The organism is Paenibacillus sp. FSL W7-1088 (genome assembly GCF_037969855.1).
Classification (GTDB): domain Bacteria; phylum Bacillota; class Bacilli; order Paenibacillales; family Paenibacillaceae; genus Paenibacillus.
On record NZ_CP150216.1, the window covers coordinates 2,183,376 to 2,204,429 of the forward strand.

General features: G+C 49.8%; 19 protein-coding genes. 11 read left to right on the forward strand and 8 right to left on the reverse strand.

Features of this window, described 5'->3' with window-relative positions; translation table 11 throughout:
- Positions 1–71: 71 nt before the first annotated feature.
- Complete coding sequence (locus MKY42_RS10100; protein WP_064640984.1) at positions 72–758, forward strand: HAD hydrolase-like protein; 687 nt, start codon at positions 72–74, stop codon at positions 756–758.
- 108 nt (positions 759–866) lie between these two features.
- Here MKY42_RS10100 and MKY42_RS10105 read toward each other — a convergent pair whose 3' ends face one another.
- The 5 genes from MKY42_RS10105 to MKY42_RS10125 all read right to left on the reverse strand — a co-directional run bounded on the left by MKY42_RS10105 (position 867) and on the right by MKY42_RS10125 (position 7,225).
- On the reverse strand, positions 867–2,060 hold the full coding sequence (locus MKY42_RS10105) for a YheC/YheD family protein (protein ID WP_090895370.1): 1,194 nt from the start codon (positions 2,058–2,060) through the stop codon (positions 867–869).
- 35 nt (positions 2,061–2,095) lie between these two features.
- Positions 2,096–3,202: a YheC/YheD family protein gene (locus tag MKY42_RS10110; RefSeq protein WP_090895372.1), complete on the reverse strand. Its 1,107-nt coding sequence runs from the start codon at positions 3,200–3,202 to the stop codon at positions 2,096–2,098.
- Positions 3,202–4,575, reverse strand: a complete 1,374-nt coding sequence (locus MKY42_RS10115) for a YheC/YheD family protein (RefSeq protein WP_179265284.1) — start codon at positions 4,573–4,575, stop codon at positions 3,202–3,204. Before MKY42_RS10115 ends, MKY42_RS10110 begins: the two co-directional genes overlap by 1 nt.
- Before the next feature lie 61 nt (positions 4,576–4,636).
- Positions 4,637–5,827 carry a YheC/YheD family protein gene (locus MKY42_RS10120; protein ID WP_339850733.1) on the reverse strand — a complete coding sequence of 397 codons (1,191 nt, stop codon included), beginning with the start codon at positions 5,825–5,827 and terminating at the stop codon, positions 4,637–4,639.
- A 30-nt stretch (positions 5,828–5,857) separates the two neighbouring features.
- Positions 5,858–7,225 (reverse strand): YheC/YheD family protein, encoded by a 1,368-nt coding sequence (locus tag MKY42_RS10125; protein WP_090895379.1) that lies wholly within the window; start codon positions 7,223–7,225, stop codon positions 5,858–5,860.
- A gap of 280 nt (positions 7,226–7,505) precedes the next feature.
- On the opposite strand from MKY42_RS10125, the gene MKY42_RS10130 reads away from it, so the two are divergent.
- The 3 genes from MKY42_RS10130 to MKY42_RS10140 all read left to right on the forward strand — a co-directional run bounded on the left by MKY42_RS10130 (position 7,506) and on the right by MKY42_RS10140 (position 9,808).
- Positions 7,506–7,853 carry a YlbF family regulator gene (locus MKY42_RS10130; protein WP_076289793.1) on the forward strand — a complete coding sequence of 116 codons (348 nt, stop codon included), beginning with the start codon at positions 7,506–7,508 and terminating at the stop codon, positions 7,851–7,853.
- A 98-nt stretch (positions 7,854–7,951) separates the two neighbouring features.
- Positions 7,952–8,236 carry a hypothetical protein gene (locus MKY42_RS10135; protein WP_090808856.1) on the forward strand — a complete coding sequence of 95 codons (285 nt, stop codon included), beginning with the start codon at positions 7,952–7,954 and terminating at the stop codon, positions 8,234–8,236.
- 237 nt (positions 8,237–8,473) lie between these two features.
- Positions 8,474–9,808, forward strand: coding sequence for a DRTGG domain-containing protein (locus MKY42_RS10140; protein WP_339850736.1), 1,335 nt, complete (start codon positions 8,474–8,476; stop codon positions 9,806–9,808).
- Between the two features lie 148 nt (positions 9,809–9,956).
- Here the strand turns inward: MKY42_RS10140 and MKY42_RS10145 are convergent, their stop codons facing one another.
- The 3 genes from MKY42_RS10145 to MKY42_RS10155 all read right to left on the reverse strand — a co-directional run bounded on the left by MKY42_RS10145 (position 9,957) and on the right by MKY42_RS10155 (position 11,235).
- On the reverse strand, positions 9,957–10,298 hold the full coding sequence (locus MKY42_RS10145) for a YtpI family protein (protein WP_177185662.1): 342 nt from the start codon (positions 10,296–10,298) through the stop codon (positions 9,957–9,959).
- A 97-nt stretch (positions 10,299–10,395) separates the two neighbouring features.
- Positions 10,396–10,884, reverse strand: a complete 489-nt coding sequence (locus tag MKY42_RS10150) for a hypothetical protein (protein ID WP_063564310.1) — start codon at positions 10,882–10,884, stop codon at positions 10,396–10,398.
- A gap of 21 nt (positions 10,885–10,905) precedes the next feature.
- The gene (locus tag MKY42_RS10155; protein ID WP_024629128.1) at positions 10,906–11,235 is read right to left on the reverse strand and encodes a YtrH family sporulation protein; all 330 of its coding nucleotides are present in this window, start codon (positions 11,233–11,235) and stop codon (positions 10,906–10,908) included.
- Between the two features lie 304 nt (positions 11,236–11,539).
- Between MKY42_RS10155 and MKY42_RS10160 the strand changes: the two genes are divergently transcribed.
- The 7 genes from MKY42_RS10160 (at position 11,540) to pyk (ending at position 21,004) form a co-directional block, all read left to right on the forward strand.
- Positions 11,540–15,634, forward strand: a complete 4,095-nt coding sequence (locus tag MKY42_RS10160; protein ID WP_339850743.1) for a DNA polymerase III subunit alpha — start codon at positions 11,540–11,542, stop codon at positions 15,632–15,634.
- 554 nt (positions 15,635–16,188) lie between these two features.
- The gene (locus MKY42_RS10165; protein ID WP_024629130.1) at positions 16,189–16,680 is read left to right on the forward strand and encodes a phosphatidylglycerophosphatase A; all 492 of its coding nucleotides are present in this window, start codon (positions 16,189–16,191) and stop codon (positions 16,678–16,680) included.
- A 270-nt stretch (positions 16,681–16,950) separates the two neighbouring features.
- The gene (locus MKY42_RS10170) at positions 16,951–17,139 is read left to right on the forward strand and encodes a hypothetical protein (RefSeq protein WP_017689496.1); all 189 of its coding nucleotides are present in this window, start codon (positions 16,951–16,953) and stop codon (positions 17,137–17,139) included.
- A gap of 281 nt (positions 17,140–17,420) precedes the next feature.
- A complete protein-coding gene (locus tag MKY42_RS10175) occupies positions 17,421–17,543 on the forward strand; it encodes a hypothetical protein (RefSeq protein WP_258311674.1) in 123 nt (40 codons plus the stop codon).
- 2 nt (positions 17,544–17,545) lie between these two features.
- Positions 17,546–18,439 carry an acetyl-CoA carboxylase, carboxyltransferase subunit beta gene (gene accD / locus MKY42_RS10180; RefSeq protein ID WP_090895386.1) on the forward strand — a complete coding sequence of 298 codons (894 nt, stop codon included), beginning with the start codon at positions 17,546–17,548 and terminating at the stop codon, positions 18,437–18,439.
- Positions 18,440–19,471 (forward strand): acetyl-CoA carboxylase carboxyltransferase subunit alpha, encoded by a 1,032-nt coding sequence (locus MKY42_RS10185; RefSeq protein WP_179265279.1) that lies wholly within the window; start codon positions 18,440–18,442, stop codon positions 19,469–19,471.
- A gap of 105 nt (positions 19,472–19,576) precedes the next feature.
- Positions 19,577–21,004, forward strand: a complete 1,428-nt coding sequence (gene pyk, locus MKY42_RS10190) for a pyruvate kinase (protein WP_063568089.1) — start codon at positions 19,577–19,579, stop codon at positions 21,002–21,004.
- Positions 21,005–21,054: the final 50 nt, after the last annotated feature.

A 21,054-nucleotide genomic window follows, 5' to 3' on the forward strand; every position in this document is an offset into this window, starting at 1 on the left:
CAAACGTTTATGTTTATCATGGAAGGGGAACGATTCCGAATACATATCCCAATCCGAAAGGAACATTGGACATGACAAAAGAGACGGTATTGCGTAAACCGGAAGCGATGATTTTTGATATGGATGGTACATTGTTTCAGACGGAAACCCTGTTGTTGCCAGCCTATCATCAGCTGTTTGATACATTGCGGGCCGAAGGACATTTTGAGGGAGAGACTCCTCCTGAAGAACGAATGCTGGGAAGCCTGGGAATGTTGCTAGAAGATATATGGAAAGTGGTTATGCCCGAAGCTTCAGTTGCGGCCCATCGACGTGCAGACGAACTGCTGCTTCAGTTGGAGATTGAAGGACTGGATGGGGGGAGCTCGCAGCTGTACCCACAAGTAAAAGAGACGCTGAAAGCGTTGAAAGAACAGGGTGTGCGGTTGTTTGTCGCCAGCAACGGGCTGGAGGACTATGTTAAAGGCGTGGCCTTTGCCCATGAGATCATGCCGCTCTTTGAAGGCGTGTATAGTGCAGGACAGTACAAGACCCCTTCCAAAGTTAACTTGGTTCAGATCCTGCTTGAGAAGCATCGGATTCAGGACGCATGGATGGTTGGGGATCGCTCTTCTGATGTGGAGGCAGGCAAAATGAACAACCAGACCGTCATCGGCTGTGCCTATGCTGGGTTCGGACGTGACGAAGAACTTGCAGGATCAGATGTACTGATCTCTGATTTTACGGAACTGCTTCGTTTGTATCGGGAAGCCGAGTAGAAACGGTAGAACAAAACCGACCACCCCAAGTCCATTCGGACGTTGGAGTGGTCGGTTTTTTTGGGTTCAAGGAGGATTCGGTTCACTATCATATGAATTCTCCGATCCTCACTGCGATCCTCTAGTCCTTTTGAGGGTCGCCGATTTACCTTTTACGCGTTTGACCGGTTTGGTTACCTTTACCCCACGAGGGGGACGAATGGCATTGGCATGATTGCGGTACACCCACAAGGCGTAATCCAATGGTTGGGTAATCGCTTTGGAATAGATATCATTCTCACCAATACGGGCAAACACCTCACGTGCAGGCTTCGGATTCACTTCAATCAGATAGATGTGCCCACTCTTGTCAATCGCCAAATCGAGAGCCAATTCACACAAGTCGCCATAGGTGTTTTCCAGAAACGTAGCTACATCAATCCCGAATTTCTCGGCCGTTGCATAAATTTCTACTCGCTGTTTCTCATCGGTGATCCATTGTTTCATCAGTTTGTGCATCGCTATGGCCTGACCACCACCATGCAGATTGGAGGTAACACTTTTCTCCGCACCCATTCGTCCGGCACATCCTGTTAACTCCCACTGTCCTTCACCGTTCTTTTGGACCAGCATGCGATAATCATGAACACGGCCGTTCGGAAGCTGGAGTTGAATCCCCTGTTGAACCAAGTATTTGTCTTTCATATTCCAGTTCTGGAGAAGTGAACCCAAGCGTGACAGATGGACTTTGCGTGGGGTGATGATCCGGCGTTTCTGGTCCCGTCCCTGTACAAGAACTGTATTGGCCTCGTTGTCATTGCGTTCGATGCGTAGAATTCCACGCCCTCCGGTTCCATTAATAGGCTTCAAATAAATTAGGGGGTTGGCCTTCAGCATTCGATTGACGTCGGACATATCCTGATACAGAAGAGTGTCGGGCAAATGCTCGTGAAAGGCTGACTTCGCGGAGAGCGTCTGATGGATGGTCCATTTATTACGCAACGGGCGGTTGAGAAAGAGCAAGTGACCATACCTTTGCCGAAAGGCAAGCAACTGCTGAAATCTGCGATTGCGCTGTATGCGGCAGCGGTCGAAGATGATATCCGGGAATGAACGCCATTCCCGGGACCAGCCTTTTCCCGAACGAAAGACCATGGCCTCAATCTGTTTGCCTCCTGGATGTACATCGGCAGGTGTGAACACATAAATATCGAGTCCCCTCTTGCGCCCTTCAAGGATCATTCTGCGGTATATGCTCCGTTCTTCCAGAGCGCGGTGCTCATTTAAGTACAACGTCATAATGCCCAGAACAGGTGAGGACACAAACAATCACCTTCTTTAGCTGTTATTCCTGTTCATCATCGTTTGGACTGACGGGCAAGGTAGGCGCTGTACTGAAAAATACGTTCCAATGATCTGCGCCGAATCTGCGGTTCATCGAACTTCATCGGCTTTGCATTCGCTTCGAAGAACCAGATCTCGCCCAGATCGTCAACGCCCAGATCCATAGACATCTCACCAAGCGTATGCCCTGAGCCTCGTTCCACTTGTCTCGCGATCAACAATGAAGTGGACTTCACCCGCTTCATCAGTGAAGTTGACATTTCTTCCCCGAACAGTTCAGTGAGCAGCTTCTCAGGGTCCTCCACCGTACCTCCACGCGGAACGTGGGTCGTAATGCTTCGAGAGCCGGCGAGACGGGCGCCAACACCGGTTACGCTCCACTGTCCTTTGCCGTTTTTCTGCACAAGTACCCGTAGATCGAATGGACGCTTATGGGACGAAGCCAGCTCAATACCCTGCTGCATGATATAAGGCGTGTGTCCTGTCTCCTTGCGAATTCTTGCCCATAACTTGGAAAGGGTTGCGGCTTTGTACGTGGTGCTTTTTCGGGTACTCTGTATTTTAAGCCGGTAAGGAAGACGTTCTCTTTCCTGGAGCTTGAGCATCATGATGCCTTTGCCGGCTTTGCCGCTCTCTGGTTTCAGATACAGGTAAGGATACGATCGAAGCACCGTCCCCAGAGCGGTTGCTGTTCGCATTCGGCGAGTATAGGGAATCAGCTGCTGGGTAGACTTGGATTTCTTGAGCCATTCGAACAGATTCCATTTATTGAAGAAGAACGGGTTATACAGTTCGATGCCAGAATGCATGCATTCTTCAATTTTTCGCTGTACTGAAGGTTTGCGTTCATCTTCCCGATTGGGAATCCGATTGTAGAGTACATGGGGAAGGGGGAAGAACTGTGAAGTCCATCTCCCAATCCCATTGTTGTACGTGTATCCTTTCACCGTGGGGCCGCTCACATTTAAATCTCGTACAGTCACGACGTACACCACATATCCCATATTTTCGCCTGTCTGCACAATATCCAGAAAATTTTGATGGTTTCCTCTGAACATCCGTTGATCATCGTGCATGGTCAGGACGGCAATGATGGGTTTGAACTCATCCTGCAGGCTCATCAAATGCTGTCTCTCTTCCGGAATTTGCTCAAATACAGGCAATGTTCCAGGATGTGTTCCACCGAAGATTTTCCTTCCTGCCGGAGCGAAGGATGACGGAAAATGGAGCGGCCGGGTTTGGCGTTCGCTTCGAACATCCATACATGTTCCTCCTGATCAATGCCCAGATCAAAGCCAATCTCACCAATTAGATGCTGGTGCTGGGTTTCAATCGCCTGGGCCAGTGTAATAGCGACGGATTTGGCATGCTGAAGCACTTCACCCGCTCGGTCGCCAAAGTTGCGGCTGAGCGCCTGCTCAGGGGTCATCAGGGAACCGCCATTTTTGATATGTGTGGTTACGCTGCCTCGGCCAGCCTTCTTGGCGCCAATACCAACAACCACCCATTGATTGTTTCCGTTTTTATGCATGTGAAAGCGGAAATCAATCGGACATTCCTCAATCTCAATGAGCCGGATACCTTGTTGAACGACATAACCGCGGAGCTGTTTACCGTGTCTGCCTTGAAGCATGCGCATCAGACTGTTGAATGAACCAAAACGCAGCAGGGCGTTGCCGCCTTTTTTGCGATAACGGGCAAAATATCCACGTTTGGGAGAGTAGGTCAATCGGTAGATGCCATTGCCGAGACTGCCCGCTGTAGGCTTATAGTAGACAAACTGATGGCGCTCAAGCATCTCTCTCATCTGTTCGACAGTCGGATTGGTGATGGACTCAGGTATATATCTCCCTGCTGCCGGGTCATTCTCGAGCAAATTGTAGATATCTGATTTGTTAAAGAAACTCCAATTGAAGAAAGGGATTTTGCGCCGAATGAATCGCTCCCGCAGCTGGTTGATCGCTGGTGAGAAGTCAGAGCGGCGGCTGGGTAACCGGTTATACACGACATCTGGCAGAGGTACCGTTTTGCGACTGAAGCTTCCGTTGTCATTAAGGAAAAGACCAGAAACTGTTTCATTCTGCCAATTAATATCCCTTGGGGTAAACGCATAAATATAGGATTTGCGGCTGCCTTCACGGAGCAGCTGTTTAATGAAACCCGTACGGGAACCAAAAGGGTTGGTACCCGTAGCAGGTCCGTCAGATAATACGCCAATCAGTGGACCCAATTGAACTTCATCATTCTGCAGATTGCGAAGGTAGATGCTGCCCCGTTTCGGAACGTTCATCAGATTGCGTATGCCCGAAGCGAGATAGAGATGTTTGCCAGCCTTTTTGATCGGTTTGATGGTTGCGGGCACCCGGTCACGGCCAAACCGCAGATGAATCGTTTTTTTGCCGGATAGATTCAGGCTCTTCATTAACGCGTTGGATACATAAACCACTTTATCCGGCTGCTGTGTGAAATGCAGATTGCAAAAGGTCAAACTCATGATTTATCCTCCTATCCTGAAAAGATCCTTCGGCTCCATGGCAAGCGGCGCGCTGCGTGCCTCAACTGCCGTGAATCGGGATGGGTTTCAGGCCAGCTGTGCTGGATGTATTCGGCATTTTCATTGGACGCTTCACGTCCGTGAGAACATGTTGTTGCAGCAAATAACGGGCATAGGCAAGCGGCCGGGTGTAGGTCAGTCTGTGCATACGAGGATCACCCGCCTCTGCGAATGAGGAACGTCCCGGTCTCGAATTCACTTCGATCAGCCAGAGGCGACCGTGAACATCTGCTCCGAAATCAAGACCCAGTTCGGCCAGTCTGCCAAATCGGCTTTCCAACAGGGAGGGGATGCGGGCAGCAGCCTGCCTGATCGTCTCCAGCAGAGCGTTGGATTGCTCGCTCCCATATCGGTCCAGCAGATACGGATGTACAGGGTACGCCTTACCCCCTCCATGCAAATTGGAAGTCAGTGTGCCAGCGGGTCCTTCCCGTACCATACATCCGGTTAGAGACCAGCGTCCTTGCCCGTTTTTTTGCACCAAGGCCCTAACGTCGAACGGTCGTCCATGATGACTCAGTTCCAGATATGGCTGTAAGATCATCTTTTTACCGGCCTTCTGTGAATCCAGCCAGGCAGAGACATCCTGGCGACGCTCAAATGTACGGTGAACCAATTCATTGCGAGTATTTCTGCCCTCCATGATCCAGGAGGCTTGCTGATCTTCGCGGTAAAGGCGAAATGTATCTTTACCATGAGTGCCCGATACAGGTTTGAAAAAAATGCCTTTCGGCCAGCGCGCCAGCCACTGCTCCCATAAGGTATCCGACTGAAGCAGCGTAGTAGGGGCAAGAAGATTACGCAATCTTGTATCAGCAGACAAGGCGCGGTGTACCTTCCATTTACCGGGCAAGGAAGCAGACCAGTAACGGGCCAGGTGTCCGCTGCCTGTTGAAACCAGCTGCTGAAGCTGCTGCTTGAATGTTCTGGGAAGCGGGAGCAGACAGCGGTCCATGATCAGGTCCACAGCAGGAAGAGGAACGATGTTCCATTCTCCTCTATCGAATGCATAACCCTGTGTTAGCCGGGATGCACTGGGTTTATTCGCTACGGCCAGCACGATGATATTTAGGCCGTAACGGTGGCTTTCCAAACTGAGACGACGACAGAAGAGTTCATCCACGAAAGGAGGCGAGCCTTCTGTTGCCCGAACCAGGATGGCTACTGTGTTGGTCTGATGTTCCAGGAACATTCCGCTGCACCTCCTCTAATGGATGACTCTTCAGAATCCGGCCAGATAGGTGGAGTATTCCAGCATCGCTTTGACCGAAGGCCGGATTTTGCTCTCGCTAAGTGGCGTATTATCGTTCTTGGATGGTTTGGAGTTTACTTCAAGCAGCCAGACCTTTCCGCTGGTGTCCAAGGCAAGGTCGATGCCAAGTTCACCGAAATGGGCGGGGATGGCACCTTCAATGCCTTTGGCGATATCCAGCGCCGCTGTATGCAAACCGGCATACGCAGAAGCTTTGGCTGATGAGGACAATTGGGTTTTGGCTACAGCTTCCTTGACGGTGCTGAGACTTCCACCTCGTGCCAAGTTGGATACATAGTGACTGCCGCCTGCAATACGTGCGACGATGGAAGTGACACTCCATTTGCCCGTACGGTTTTTTTGCACCAGCGCACGGAAATCAACGGGTCTGCCGCTGTTATCAATCAGGGAAAGACCCTGTTGGATCTGGTATCGCGTCGTTTTCATTTTCCCAGATAGACTGGCATACAGTTTATCTAGGGAAGTATACGTTTGTTTTCGGGTCCCCCCAACGCTTGTTGCGAGGGTGAGGAAGCTGCCGTCGCTTTGACGGGAGACCCGGATGATACCTTTGCCAAGCGACCCACGAACCGGCTTCAGAAAAACAACCGGGTATCGATTGCACATCGTTTTGAGTGTGGCGGAAGCTTTGAGCAAATGGGATTCGGGTAGCACTTTCTTCAGTGTTGAAATGGACTTCAAGGCATCGAATACTTCATTTTTGTCCAGAAACTTTTCGTTGAAGGTTTGTGTACCGTAGAGCGATTTTACTTCTTTCATAAAATGCTGTACGCTAGGTTTGTTCTCAAGCTTACGGGACGTCAGCCGGTTATTGACGACGTCTGCTATAGGCAGAACGGTCTTTTTCCAGCCGTCATCATACACCCAGCCTTTCATATAACCCGTTACCGCTCCAATATCCTCCGGTGTGAAAAAGGATACATAGGCGCCCTGCTTCCGGCAGGCGTTTACCAGTTCTTGACAGAACATCGTGATGGAGCCAAAGGGCCGATCTGGCTGATCGGGGTAATCCTGGCTAACTAATACACTGATGTAGGGTCCAAGGCGCAGTGTACGGCTGGCTGAACGATAAGATATGCGCAGCACTGAACGGGGAACAAGACCGGTTTTACTGGCTACCGTCTGATTGATGCGCAGACCGTCATACCTGGGAACAGGGATGACGGTGACCTCACGGCGAAAAGAGCCGAATTGCAGCTGAAGCGGTCGGCCAGAAGGGATTTTAAGCGCCTTGAGCACCCCTTCGCCCAGCATGATGACGTCGTCCTGTAGGATGCCCGAGCCGGTAACCTGAATCGTTACTTTTTTAGTGGACATCACGGATCTCCTTCCTGGCGGCAACTTGATGTCTGATCTCGAAGTTGAACGGCATCTGAACATGGCATGTGCTTCATCATATGAGGACATATAACCCTTGGTGATTGACCTATTTGGATTAAATGCATTTGATGCTCAGCAGATAATGGTTGGGTATGTTTCCGCAACCTTTGTTTGACGGAAGTGAAATACGTGTATTAAAACGGGTGAACGTTGCGATGAGAATATGAATGAGTACAAATGAATAACGAAGAACAACCCAATTAGAGGAGGAATTATAGTGAACATTTATGACAAAGCGAATGATTTGGCCAAAGCACTGAGAGAAAGCAGCGAGGTGGAAGAAATTACTTCTGCGATGAAGCTGATCGAAGCAGATCCGGAAGCAAAGGCTATGCTGGATAATTTCCGTGATCAACAGATGGAATTGCAACAACGTATGATGAGTGGGGATATGCCTGCACCGGACGAGATGGAGAAAATGGAGAAACTGTTTGAAGTATTGAGCTTGAACCTGAATATCCGTCGTCTGTTTGACGCTGAACGTCGTCTCAGTGTCATTATTGAAGACGTGAACAAAATTATTGCAGACAGTCTGGGTCATCTGTATGGTGGCGCTGAAGCCTAAACCTTGTAACGTTTTTTTGCCTGAACCTCTCATATTAGCTCCTTATCGTTCATAGACTAGACATATAGAGTCGATCAAGAACGAAGGAGCTGTGAATGGTGAAAAGGTTGAAGAAAGCAAAACATGTGATCTATCTGGTTATCGCGTTGTCGATGCTGGTTATTGCGCTGCCGCGGATTTCTTTTGCTGGCGGAATGGACTGGGTTAATATTTTTGGCATCGTATGGGTGCTGTTCTCATTATTAATCATTGGTGCACATCTGCATTTTATTCTTGGTGTGGATGAAGAGAAGAAGCGTGCTCTGGAAGCTGTCCGGCGAGCAAAGCTGCGGCAGTGGGAGATGAAACTGGTGGACAAGCAGGAGCAGAGCAAATCAGTATAAGGTTTGGATCACATCCAACATGGTGGTAGAGATGATTCTACCTATCTAAGTAAGGCCGGATTCCCTTTGGTATGAAAGGGCCCGGTCTTTTTTTATGCCCGTAATTTGCTGTTCCGATTATTCAGATCCATGTATCGCAGTTCTTTAGGAGAAAGGTGCGTCGAATGGGGTTATTTTCCTAAGGTCGTGTTATAATAGATACAGAATAGTACAGATGCATCTTCGGGGGTGGTACAGATGGACGGGCAGGAAGAAAACGTGACGAAGCATGAACAATTGCTTCAACATATTGAACAACTGAAGGTAGGCAGCAAAATATCGGTGCGTGGACTGGCGCGGGAGCTGGGCGTAAGCGAAGGAACAGCGTATCGTGCGGTAAAAGAGGCAGAGAACTTCGGCTTGGTTGTGACCAAGGAACGAATTGGAACGGTGCGGATCGAGAAAAGACCTCGCGGCATGACCGAGCAGCTGACTTTTGCCGATGTAGTGACCATCGTCGAAGGTCATGTGCTGGGTGGAAGTGACGGTCTGGCCAAACCACTTCACAAGTACGTGATCGGTGCGATGAAAGAACAGGCCATGGCCCGTTACATTGACGCGGGAAGCCTGCTGATTGTCGGTAACCGGGACAATGCTCATTCCCTCGCCCTCGAACAGGGCGCAGGTGTATTAATTACAGGTGGCTTCGGTACAAGCCGTGAAGTGCGAGTGATGGCTGATGAGTTGGGTCTGCCGATCATTTCCTCCAGACATGACACGTTTACGGTGGCTTCAATGATTAACCGTGCGATCTTTGATCGACTGATTAAGAAAAAAATTATGTTGGTAGAGGATATCATCGGTCAGAAACCCCGCCTTCAGGTGCTTAAGGTGACCAGTTCAGCCGCGGATTTTCACTTGCTGGTTTCTGAAACGGGAGAGCATCGCTTCCCTGTAGTAGATGAATGGAACCGGGTTATCGGTATTGTAAGTCTCAAAGATGTGAGTGAGTTAAAAGAGGATCAGAGTATTGAGAAGTGTGTTGTACGCCGTCCAATCACAGCTTCGCTGCAAACCTCACTGGCTTCCGCTGCACAAATTATGACGTGGGAGGGCATTGACTTCCTGCCCATTGTGGATCGGAACCGTAAACTGATTGCCTCCGTCACACGTAAGGAAGTGCTCCAGGCGATGCGTGATGCACACAAGCAGCCACAGCTTGGAGAGACGTTTGATCATCTGATCTGGAACGGGTTTGCGGAAGAGCGCGGAGAGCAGAACGAACTGTTTTTCCACGGATTTATCATTCCGCAGATGGCGACAGACCTCGGTACGATCTCGGAAGGCGTTCTGCTGAATGTGATGACACAGGCGGGACGTCGTGCAGCCTGGGACGTTACGGGAAACGACCATATGGTGGATAATATAACAACCTATTTTGTTCGTCCGGTGCAGATTGAAGACCAGATTCTGGTTCGCCCAATTATTTTGGAGACAAGTCGTCGGACCTGCAAAATGGACATTGTCATTACCCGTGACGGGAATGTGGTATGCAAAGCGGTGATGACTCTGCAATCCATTGACCATGCCTAGAGGGCGAGAGATTCTGAGTTTGAGAAATATCATGAGTTTACAAAAAAGAGAACAAGCCTGAACCCCGAAATCAACGGGGTTCAGGCTTGTTCGATAGATGAGGGTACTCTCTTTTTGGCAGATTGCAACGGCATCCTGCTATTATGCTTCAGGCAGATTGTCCGGATGTCTTGCCAGTTCCACCCTCTGCATGCTGCTGAAGACGGGCATAGTAACTGCGGTTACGTAAACCGGCGAACAGATTGTACGCTCCCATAATCAGAAATAGCGCTTCCACAACGACGGATAGCGTAGAACCGGTAAACACAAACATCAGGATGAGGGCAAGAATAATCAGCATGCTGCCCATCCAGACGTTGGTCCATGAGCGATAAAGACCTGTGGCGATGGGATCAGTGGACCTGCGCGAACGAATGCTGTTCAGAGCTGAACAGACCATGGCCAGGGCAAAGATAGCGATCAGGGCATATTTGAGTACATCGATGAACACAAAGACGCAGCTCCTTTTCTGGAAAGCATTTACTGCCCTTATTGTACCATGCAGTCAGAGGGCAAGGGCAGTTTTTTTCCGGAGCTGTCATCTATTTCTAAGCTGGAACGTGCATCCGAATCTGTACCCAAACTTGCAGCACACCTTCCATCACCAGCATTGTTTTCACCTGAACGGTATATTCCTTTTCTCTGACCGTGTACACTTTTTGGTTCAGCATGATTCGCGTCATTTTGCTGTACTCATCGATGTTGAATACGTCGCGGCCCCGGAGCACCTCAAGTTCATCGCCCAGTTTCTGTAACATCACTTTCAGGGAGGCCTCGTCCGGACCTTTGTCAGAATCTTCTGCACGGACCTTGATTTCCTTGATGACGGTTTGGCGTTTACTGTATTTTTTCAGCGTTTTAATATCCTCCTCATTCTGATGCAGCTGAAGCTGCAACTCCTGATTGTTGAGCCACAACTCGTTGTAACTCAAGTGAAATACACCGTTGTACACGACACAACCGGCGATCATTCCCAGAACAAAGACAGCAGTCATGCGCATAAGCGGGCGGTAACGTGAAAATGGCGGAATTCTCATGGGCGCTGTCCTGGAGTCATGCTAACCCCGTCCTCCACCGCAAACCCATTTTACCAGTTCGGTACCCATGTGGGCGCCCATGAATGCGGATATCAGATACAAAATTTGTTTGACTGCCGGAGACAGGTTTCCGTCCAGCACGTTGCTTTCGATTACCCGCATCGGATCGATTGTACCGCCAACGGCCGCCGCGAGCGCCCAAATTTTAATTTTCCCAGCGACATCAAGCATCGTCTGTGTCGGAGGCTGGAGAGAGACCACCGCTCCTATACCTCCAATCATCGCGCCGCCCAGCACGATCCCAAATGCAATGAAGAAATCAAGAATGGCTTTGGACAAAAATGTGCTCATCCGGCAACACCCCTTTCAGACCCAGCAGCACACCTCCTGTCTTCGGTCCGTAACAGGGGGAGCGGCTTGTACTTCTATTGTATGGGCGTGCCCCCGAACGATATGATAAAATAGAATAATAAAACACGCTTCTTTCGGATGAATCCTTATATTTCATTCATTTCATTAATAGAGCATTTTACATGAATACAGAAAGCGACTTTCGGTCTGAACCGAAGGATGAAAAATACGGATAGAAGAAGATAGTGCAGCAACTGTCTCAAGACGGGAGCTGCGACTGTCCTTGCGAAAGGAAGAAAAAAACATGAGTTCTTTTGTGCATTTGCACGTTCACAGTGAATATAGTTTGCTGGACGGCGCTGCGCGTATACCGGATCTCGTGAATAAGGCCGCGGATCTCGGAATGACTACGCTGGCATTGACCGACCACGGTGTAATGTATGGTGCTATTCCTTTCTATAAAGCATGCGTCGAGCGGGGAATTAAGCCGATCATAGGTTGTGAGGCTTATATGACTGCCGGGTCTCGCAAAGAGCGGGGAAGCCGCAAGGATCAGCCGATCCATCATCTGATTTTACTAGCCAAAAATATGACGGGTTATCAAAATCTGATGAAACTATGCTCCATTGGTCATTTGGAAGGCTTCCATTACAAACCGCGTATTGATATGGAGAGTCTGGCCGCCCATCACGAAGGGATCATCTGTTTAAGTGCTTGTTTGGGAGGTGAGGTTCCCCAGCATCTGCTGCATGGACGCGAGGAAGAGGCAAAGCGTGCAGCGCTGCGTTACAAACATATTTTTGGTCCCGATTTCTATCTGGAACTGCAGGATCACGGGTTATCTGAGCAAAAAAGAGTGAACCCGCAGCTGATTCGTCTGGCAGCAGAACTGGATATTCCATTGGTGGCGACCAATGATGCGCATTATCTGTCAGAAGAGGACGCTGAGCTTCAGGATGTGTTGATCTGCATAGGAACAGGGAAAACGGTAGATGACGAGAATCGGCTGCGCATCGGAACCAATCAGCTATATCTCAAGAGTGAACAAGAAATGGCGCGTTTGTTCCCCCATGTGCCAGAGGCATTGGAGAATACGGTTCGCATCGCGGAGTCGTGTGAGTTGCAGCTGGAATTCGGCAAATCGATTTTGCCGGAATACAGACCGCTTCCTGAAGGGAAAAGTCCTTCTGCCTATCTGCGGCAGCTGTGCGAAGAGGGAATGGAAGAGCGTTATAGTGAATCATCACGTTGGACGGACCCGGAACTTAGAACCGAACTTGAACAGCGGCTGGATTATGAGCTCCAGGTTATAGACAGTATGGGATTCTCGGATTATTTTCTGATCGTATGGGATTTTATCGCCTATTCTCACCAGCAGGGAATTGTCACCGGACCGGGCCGTGGCTCCTCGGCAGGTAGTCTGGTCGCCTATACCTTGCGTATTACAGACGTTGATCCCATGAAGTATAATCTGCTCTTCGAGCGGTTTTTGAATCCGGAACGGATCTCCATGCCGGATATTGATATCGACTTCAGCGACGAACGGCGGGACGAAGTCATTGAATATGTAGCGAAAAAATACGGCAAAGCCCATGTCGCCCAAATCATTACCTTTGGTACGATGGCTGCCCGTGCAGCCGTTCGGGACGTCGGGCGTGCACTGAACGTGCCCTACGGCGAGGTGGACAAGGCAGCGAAGCTGATTCCTGCACAGCTTGGCATTAACATTCAGCGGGCAATGGAAGCTACCCCTGAACTGAAGGCTCTGTATGAGACCAAGCCGAAAACGCGTGAATTGCTTGATATGGCCATGAAGGTGGAAGGTATGCCTCGTCATGCGTCCACACATGCGGCGGGGGTGGTCATTTCCCGTGATCCGCTAACGGATGCTGTTCCGCTTCAGGAGGGCAGCGAGGGAACGGCCTTAACGCAATATTCCATGGAAAACCTGGAGTCCATTGGACTGCTCAAAATGGACTTCCTCGGTCTGCGTACCCTTTCAATTATTGAACGCTGTCTGCGCTGGATTGGGGAAAATGGCGAAATTCCGGATTTTCGTCATATTCCGGACGACGATGCACTCACCTATGAGATGCTTGGTCGAGGCGATACGATGGGGATATTCCAGCTCGAATCCGCAGGGGTACGTCGTGTTCTGAAGGAGCTAAAGCCAAGTGTATTTGAAGATATTATTTCCGTGCTGGCCTTGTATCGTCCAGGCCCGATGGAGTTCATCTCCAAATACATTCAGGGCAAACATGGACAGATCGAAGTGGACTACCCCCATGCGGATCTGGAGTCCATCCTCAAGGATACGTACGGCATCATTGTATATCAGGAACAAATTATGCAGATTGCTTCCCGAATGGCGGGCTTCTCTCTCGGTGAAGCGGATTTGCTCCGCAGAGCGGTTTCCAAGAAGAAACGGGAAGTACTGGATCTCGAACGTGGGCATTTCGTTCAGGGCAGTCTGAAGCAAGGATACAGCGAAGCGGAGGCAGATCTGGTCTATGACATGATCGTCAAGTTTGCCAACTATGGTTTCCCGCGTGCCCACGCTGCTGCATATGGTGTGCTGGCTTTCCAGACGGCGTATCTGAAAGCCCATTATCCCATTCAATTTATGGCCTCGATGTTAACCGCCGTTATGGGCAGTCACCGCAAAGTAGCGGAGTACGTTGTGGAATGCCGTCGCATGGATATTGAAGTACTTCCACCGGATGTAAATGAGAGCGGTATTCTGTTTACACCTGTGCTTGCATCATCCCGCAGCACCAGGGCTGGACATGCGGCGGAAACCCAACGTTTAGGGGGAGAGCAGGGTGAGGATGGTACAGCAGGTTCTACGGTGGAACATGCGGTACATGATGATCATTATTCCGGACAAGCGGAATACGGCGAAGCCCCTCTGCCGGATGATCCGGGCCCCGCTCCAGAAGAAGACGGTAGTGCATACGAGTGGCAGGCAGCGACGACAGTGCCAGGGCAGTCCGAGGATCGAAATAATTCTGGCGCAGTGACTGTTTCTACAGCAGAACGTCTGCATGGAACTGGGGAAGAGGAGTCCTCCCATTCCGAACAGCATGGAATGTCCGCTGTACAGGAGAAAGATGGATTGTTGGATCAGAACTCTGATGCAGATACAGCAACCGGGGCGATACGATTTGGTCTGGCTGCGGTGAAAAATGTAGGTACCCAGGCGATGGAGAGTATCATGATTGTACGGCAGGAAAGACCGTTCGACAGTTTGCTCGATTTTTGTCGTCGCGTCGATTTGCGGGTATGCAACAAACGTGTGATTGAATCGCTTATTCAGGCGGGCGCTTTTGACACATTGCCTGGACACCGCGCCCAATTGCTGGCGATGCTGGATGAGACGGTGGAAGCGGCTCTGAAATGGCGCAAGGAACGCGAGGATCTGCAAATTCAATTGTTTGATTTTGTCGAGACGCCAAACTGGGAGATTGAATACCCCGAAATTCCGCTTTATTCCGGGAGTCAGCAGTTGGAGCTGGAACGTGAGCTGTTAGGTTTGTATCTCTCTGGTCATCCATTGGATGACTATGAAGATGTGCTTGAATCCAGCGGCGCAGATCGCATTATGGAGCTGACGGAAGCGGCTGACGATACGATGGCTGTCGCAGCCGGGATGGTCGTGTCTGTGAAGTCGATTACGACGAAACAGGGCAAGGCTATGGCGTTCATGGAGCTGGAAGACCAGATCGAACGCTGTGAAGTGGTTCTCTTTCCCGAAGTATGGCGGCGCAGCCAGCAGTATGTCGGGAAAGGTGAACTGCTCGTCGTGCGTGCCAAGGTGCAGCAGCAGGACGAAGGGTTCAAGCTGCTGGCTGAGGAAGTGGCGCCGTTGTCACCGGCGGCACTGGAACAGCAGCTGCGCAGCCGCGAACGGCGCGGCAAGCCCGGCAGCGGTAGTGCTTCGCGCCCGGCGGCTCCGCCACGGCAGGCGGGCGGCGCGGGAGCCGGAGCGCAGCGCAGCAGCGCAGGCGTGAATGCTGGAGCTGCGCACAGCAGCGGAAGTCAGGGTCCGGAAGCGTCGCACAGCGCTGCGGGTAGGCCTGGGGCGGCCGATGCAAATGGGGCCGCTTCGGTGGCTCGCCGGGCCACTGAGGCCGCTGGCGGCACGGAGCAGAGCCGTGGGCCGCGAGTGGTGGAGCAGCGGGTGTTCGTGAAGATCACCCCGCAGGCGGAGAAACCGGAGCTTCTGGCCCGACTCAAGCAGTTGCTCCAGCAGCATTCGGGTCCGGTGGCGACGGTGCTCTTCTATGAACAGCAGCAGAAGCTGCTCGCATTGAGTGATGCCTACCGGATTAAACCTTCGCCCTCTTTATTCTCCGAGATGGAGAAGATGCTGGGTGAGGGCACGGTCAAAATAAAATAAGCTGTTCCTAAAGTGATTAATTCTTGATTCAAAGCGCTAACGAATCTACCGTGTCTTAAAAGGCGGATGATTGTGAAATGCAAAGTTTAGCGAACGTCAGTGGCGTTATTGCGGTATAAAACTGCGTCACGAATTGTAGAATGACGAAATAACATCTCTGTGATTCATTAAACTACAGACCTGTGGGAATTGGAGCTAATAACGTGCGCTGGATTCGTAGGTCCGAATCGAATAATGCTAAAAAGGTGTCTCAGGCCATGCTCATGACTTTGGGACACCCCTCGTATTCCCAATGATGAAACCTGTTCGGCCAACGGCCGAGCAGGTTTTTGTATTTATATTACCGATTCCATCAGGTATGCTGGCGAAGGAGATATTCAATGCACGCAACCATGTAATATGTGAATCTTTTTACATAATTTATGGGATAAGCAGACTGCCAAAGCGAATGTGCATTCCGCATTTTTTATGAACATTTTGCGAGTTTGCCGCATACACTTGAGAACACCGAAGGACCTGGGGGTCCTCGGGGGAGCGATGCGGGAGGTCGAGATATGTCATATGAAATCGTAGAAGCCATGCTGGCCCGGCGGGGTGTACAGATTGATGCAATCGCGGAAATTGTATATCGTCTGCAAAAAGGGTACCACCCGGAACTGACTATGGATGACTGTGTCACGAGTGTAAAATCAGTACTGCAGAAACGTGAGGTGCAATATACGCTGTACACAGGTATAGCCCTTGACGAGCTTGCTGAGAAACGCCTTTTGCCGCAACCTTTGCAGGCGATTATGGAGGCGGATGAATCCCTGTATGGAGTGGACGAGACTCTTGCTCTTGGCATTACCCATGTGTATGGTATGATCGGTTTAACCAGTTTTGGTTATCTGGATAAAGAAAAGATTGGCGTCATTCATGATCTGAACGAAGCAGGACCAGCTATACATGTTTTTCTGGACGACCTGGTTGCCGGGCTCGCCGCCGCTGCTTCTGCCCGAATTGCTCACAAAAATATTAAAGCCAAGAAATATCCATCGGATATCTGATTTCCTTCATTTGTTATCTTTTGTTTGTTGACTGGAAGGTCATCCAGGGCGGCTATTGCTGCCCTGAGGGGCCTGGAATTCCTTTTTCGAGAAGGAAAGTCCTAGGATCATTGCATCAACCATATCGGTTATCCTCGCGGGACAAATGTCCCTCTAGTTCTCGTTTTCTCCCCAAAGGTCCCGAACCCTTCCTTGCAGAAAAAAAGTGAGGTATGTTATCATTAGTCCAATATACGGGCTCTGAACATTAGCTTAGGGGGCGGACATGGCATGTGGACGGTGATTTACATTGCACCGACAGCAAAGGTTGCGGACAAGATTAAGACCAAGCTTTCGGAAGAAGGTTTTCTGGTACAGACCCGTCCCATCAGTTTATCCAAGCAGCAATTTGAGATTCGCGTCCCTTCAGGGGAATTGGAAGAGGTTCAGGAAGTGCTGAATTCGATTCTGCATTCCTGATTCATTCGATATCAGACGTGCCTTGGCAGATGAAGAAGTACCAATGGTACATAAGGGACTGACCGCGTAAGCGGAAAGAGGAATCGACTTGCATGTATTGTATGCTGCTGTCCTTCCTTCTTTTTTTGTTAGGACAAGGACTGACCAGATTGCTCCCAGAGACCCTACCAAGACAGATTCAAACATCGGCGCAACAATCTTTCGGTTATTGCAGGTAACATCAATCGTGCTGACATAAGCCGCTGATCCTTGCCTTATACCGGCGGATTTTTTTGTTGTGAATGCTGGACAAGGCCCATGGCAGCGTATGGGTCGTAAGCGGTTTACCGCAGCGCGCGGATGAAGTTGCTATATGCAACGGACTGCAGGTTGCGGCCATCAAATCAACGGCTGGAGAGGTGTAGTTGTGTTCAAAGATATATTCCAGAAAAAACGGAAGTACGCCACCATACCTTCCGAGCGTGCGCTTCGTGGCGAAGGTCAGGAAGCTGGAGAACGTCCAAAACGGGAAATACCTGAAGGGCTTATGAACAAGTGCAGCAAATGCGGCACGATTCAATATAGCAAGGAATTGGAAAAAAACCTGAAAGTATGTCCGGCTTGCGGCTACCATATGCGTTTGAACGCAATGGAACGTATTGCCATGGTTCTAGATGAGCAAGGGTTTGTGGAGTATGACGCTGATATGGTATCGGTTAATCCGCTTGACTTCCCTGGATATAGCAACAAACTGGAGCAGCAGCGCCTGAAGTCAGGACTGAAGGAAGCTGTTATTACAGGTGAGGGAACCATAGAAGGTTTGCCTGTGGTTGTTGCTGTCATGAGCTTCGACTTCTTTACAGGCAGTATGGGTTCGGTTGTCGGAGAGAAAATTACCCGTGCGATTGAACATGCCACAGAGAAACGTTTGCCTTTGATTATTTTCTCGACATCTGGGGGTGCCCGGATGCAAGAGAGTATTCTTAGCCTTATGCAAATGGCGAAAACAAGCGCGGCTTTGTCCCGTTTAGATGAACAGGGCGGGTTGTATATTTCGGTCATCACGGATCCGACGACAGGTGGAGTTTCAGCCAGTTTTGCGAGTCTTGGTGATATCATTATTGCCGAGCCCGGAGCTGTATTTGGCTTTGCCGGCCGAATCGTTATTGAGCAGACGATCCGTCAGAAACTGCCTGATGATTTCCAAACGGCAGAATTTAATTTGCAGCACGGCCAGCTGGACATGGTGGTCCATCGCAAAGAACTTCGAGCCACCCTTGGCAAGCTTCTAGACATGCATAGTGAAAAAGGAGGGGTCTAAATGGCGGGTGAGTTGCCATATGAAGCGCCTCTGGTTGAGATGCGCAAAAAGATCGAAGAGCTCGTACAGTTTGGACAGGAAAAAGGCATCGACTTCACTGACGAAATTGCCCGCCTGGAAGAACGTTATCATAGACTTGAAGAAGAGATTTATTCCGGCATAACGGCTGCACAGAAAATGCATCTGGCGCGGCATCAGCAGCGTCCGACAGCGCTGGATCTGATTCAATTGATATTTACCGATTTCATGGAGTTGCACGGCGACCGCATGTTCGGAGACGATCTGGCGGTTGTTGGCGGACTAGCGAAGCTGAACGGAAAAACAGTAACGGTCATCGGCCAACAGCGGGGGAAAGATACGAAGGATAATATCGCCCGCTTTTTTGGGAGCGCACATCCGGAAGGATTTCGAAAAGGGCTGCGTTTGATGAAACAAGCGAACAAATTTGGTCGTCCAATTATTACATTCGTTGATACTAAAGGGGCGTATCCGGGTAATACTGCTGAAGAGAGAGGTCAATCGGAAGCTATTGCCCGTAACCTGCTGGAAATGGCGAAGCTCTCGGTGCCTGTTATTGTAGTGGTCATCGGCGAGGGCGGAAGCGGCGGGGCCCTCGCTATGGCAGTGGGTAATCGTGTGTTGATGCTGGAGCATGCGATTTACTCTGCGATCTCTCCGAACGGAGCTGCATCGATTCTCTGGAAAGATGCATCCAAGGCAGATCAGGCGGCCGAAGCGATGAAAATAACGGCCAAAGACCTTCTGGAGATGGAGGTCATTGAAGAAATAATCCCTGAGCCACGCGGCGGCGCTCATCGGGATTATGAAGAATCTGCGGCTGCGATCAGCGAGGCCTTGATTCGTCATCTGGACGAGATGAAAGGCTGGACTGGTGACCAATTGAAACAGGATCGGTATGAGAAATTCCGTAAAATTGGATCAGTCACGTTTGAACCTGAAGTGCAGATAGAAGTCCCTCAGGTGCCTGTTGAAGTCGATACAGCGGGTAATTTGTCGGGAAATGCTGAATGATGTGACGAATTTCCTATACAAATGAGCCAAAGTATAGTAAATTTAATAGTTGGAAAAAGAAAAAGAGATAAAAAGATAGACCTTTAAAATCGGAGGAAACCCAAAATGCGCAAAACAAAGATTGTATGTACGATTGGTCCATCCAGTGAATCATTGGAGAATACCAAAAAATTGATTATGGCCGGTATGAATGTGGCCCGTTTGAACTTCTCCCACGGTGATTTCGATGAGCACGGCGGACGGATCACAGCAATTCGCCAAGCATGCGAAGAGCTGAACAAGACAGTAGCGATCTTGCTGGACACCAAAGGACCGGAAATTCGGACAGGTAAACTCGAAGTGGAGCCAATCGAATTGGTTCAAGACGAGTACATCACTTTGACAACAGAAGAAATTCTGGGCACCAAAGAACGTCTCTCCATTACGTATGCAGATCTTCCGAGTGATGTTGAACCGGGATCTACAATTCTGATCGACGACGGTCTGATCGGACTGACTGTGGTGGAAGTGCAAGGCACCGAGATCAAATGCCGTATCGTTAACGGCGGTACGATCAAAAGCAAAAAAGGTGTTAACGTTCCGGGCGTTGCCATTTCTCTGCCGGGTATCACTGAAAAAGATGCCAACGATATCGTATTTGGTATCGAACAAGGTGTCGATTTCATCGCGGCTTCTTTTGTTCGTAAAGCAAGCGACGTGCTTGAGATTCGTGAATTGCTTGAAAAACACAATGCTGGACATATCCAAATCATCTCCAAAATTGAGAACCAACAAGGTGTGGACAACCTCGATGAAATCCTTGAAGTGTCCGACGGCCTGATGGTTGCTCGTGGAGACCTGGGTGTAGAGATTCCTGCGGAAGAAGTACCATTGGTACAAAAACGCATGATCGAAAAATGTAACGTTGCAGGCAAACCGGTTATCACAGCTACACAAATGCTGGATTCCATGCAGCGCAACCCGCGTCCAACACGTGCGGAAGCAAGTGACGTGGCTAATGCGATCTTCGACGGTACAGATGCAATCATGTTGTCTGGTGAGACAGCTGCGGGTAAATACCCAGTTGAATCCGTTCTGACAATGTCCCGTATTGCCGAAAAAGCAGAATCCGCTCTGCCTTACCAAGAGCTGTATCTGAAACAACGTGTTGCTCAACAAACAACAGTTACTGAAGCAATCAGCCAATCTGTTGCCCTGTCAGCTCAAGATCTGAACGCTAAAGCGATCATTACTTCGACTGAATCCGGTCATACAGCACGTATGATTTCTAAATATCGTCCAGAATCTCCAATCATCGCGGTGACAACGGAAGACAGAACTTCCCGTCGTCTTGCGCTGGCTTGGGGTGTAACACCAGTCAAAGGAAGACTTGTTGATTCCACTGACGCTTTGTTTGAAAATGCAATTGAAGGCGGCGTGAAATCCGGACTTGTAAAAGAAGGAGACCTTGTTGTTATTACAGCGGGTGTACCTCTGGGTCGTTCCGGTTCCACGAACCTGATCAAAGTAAGCCAAATTCCAAACAACGCATAATTGTGTTTGGACGAGAAGCAACAGGAATGAAGCAATGGGGCGTTTGTGTC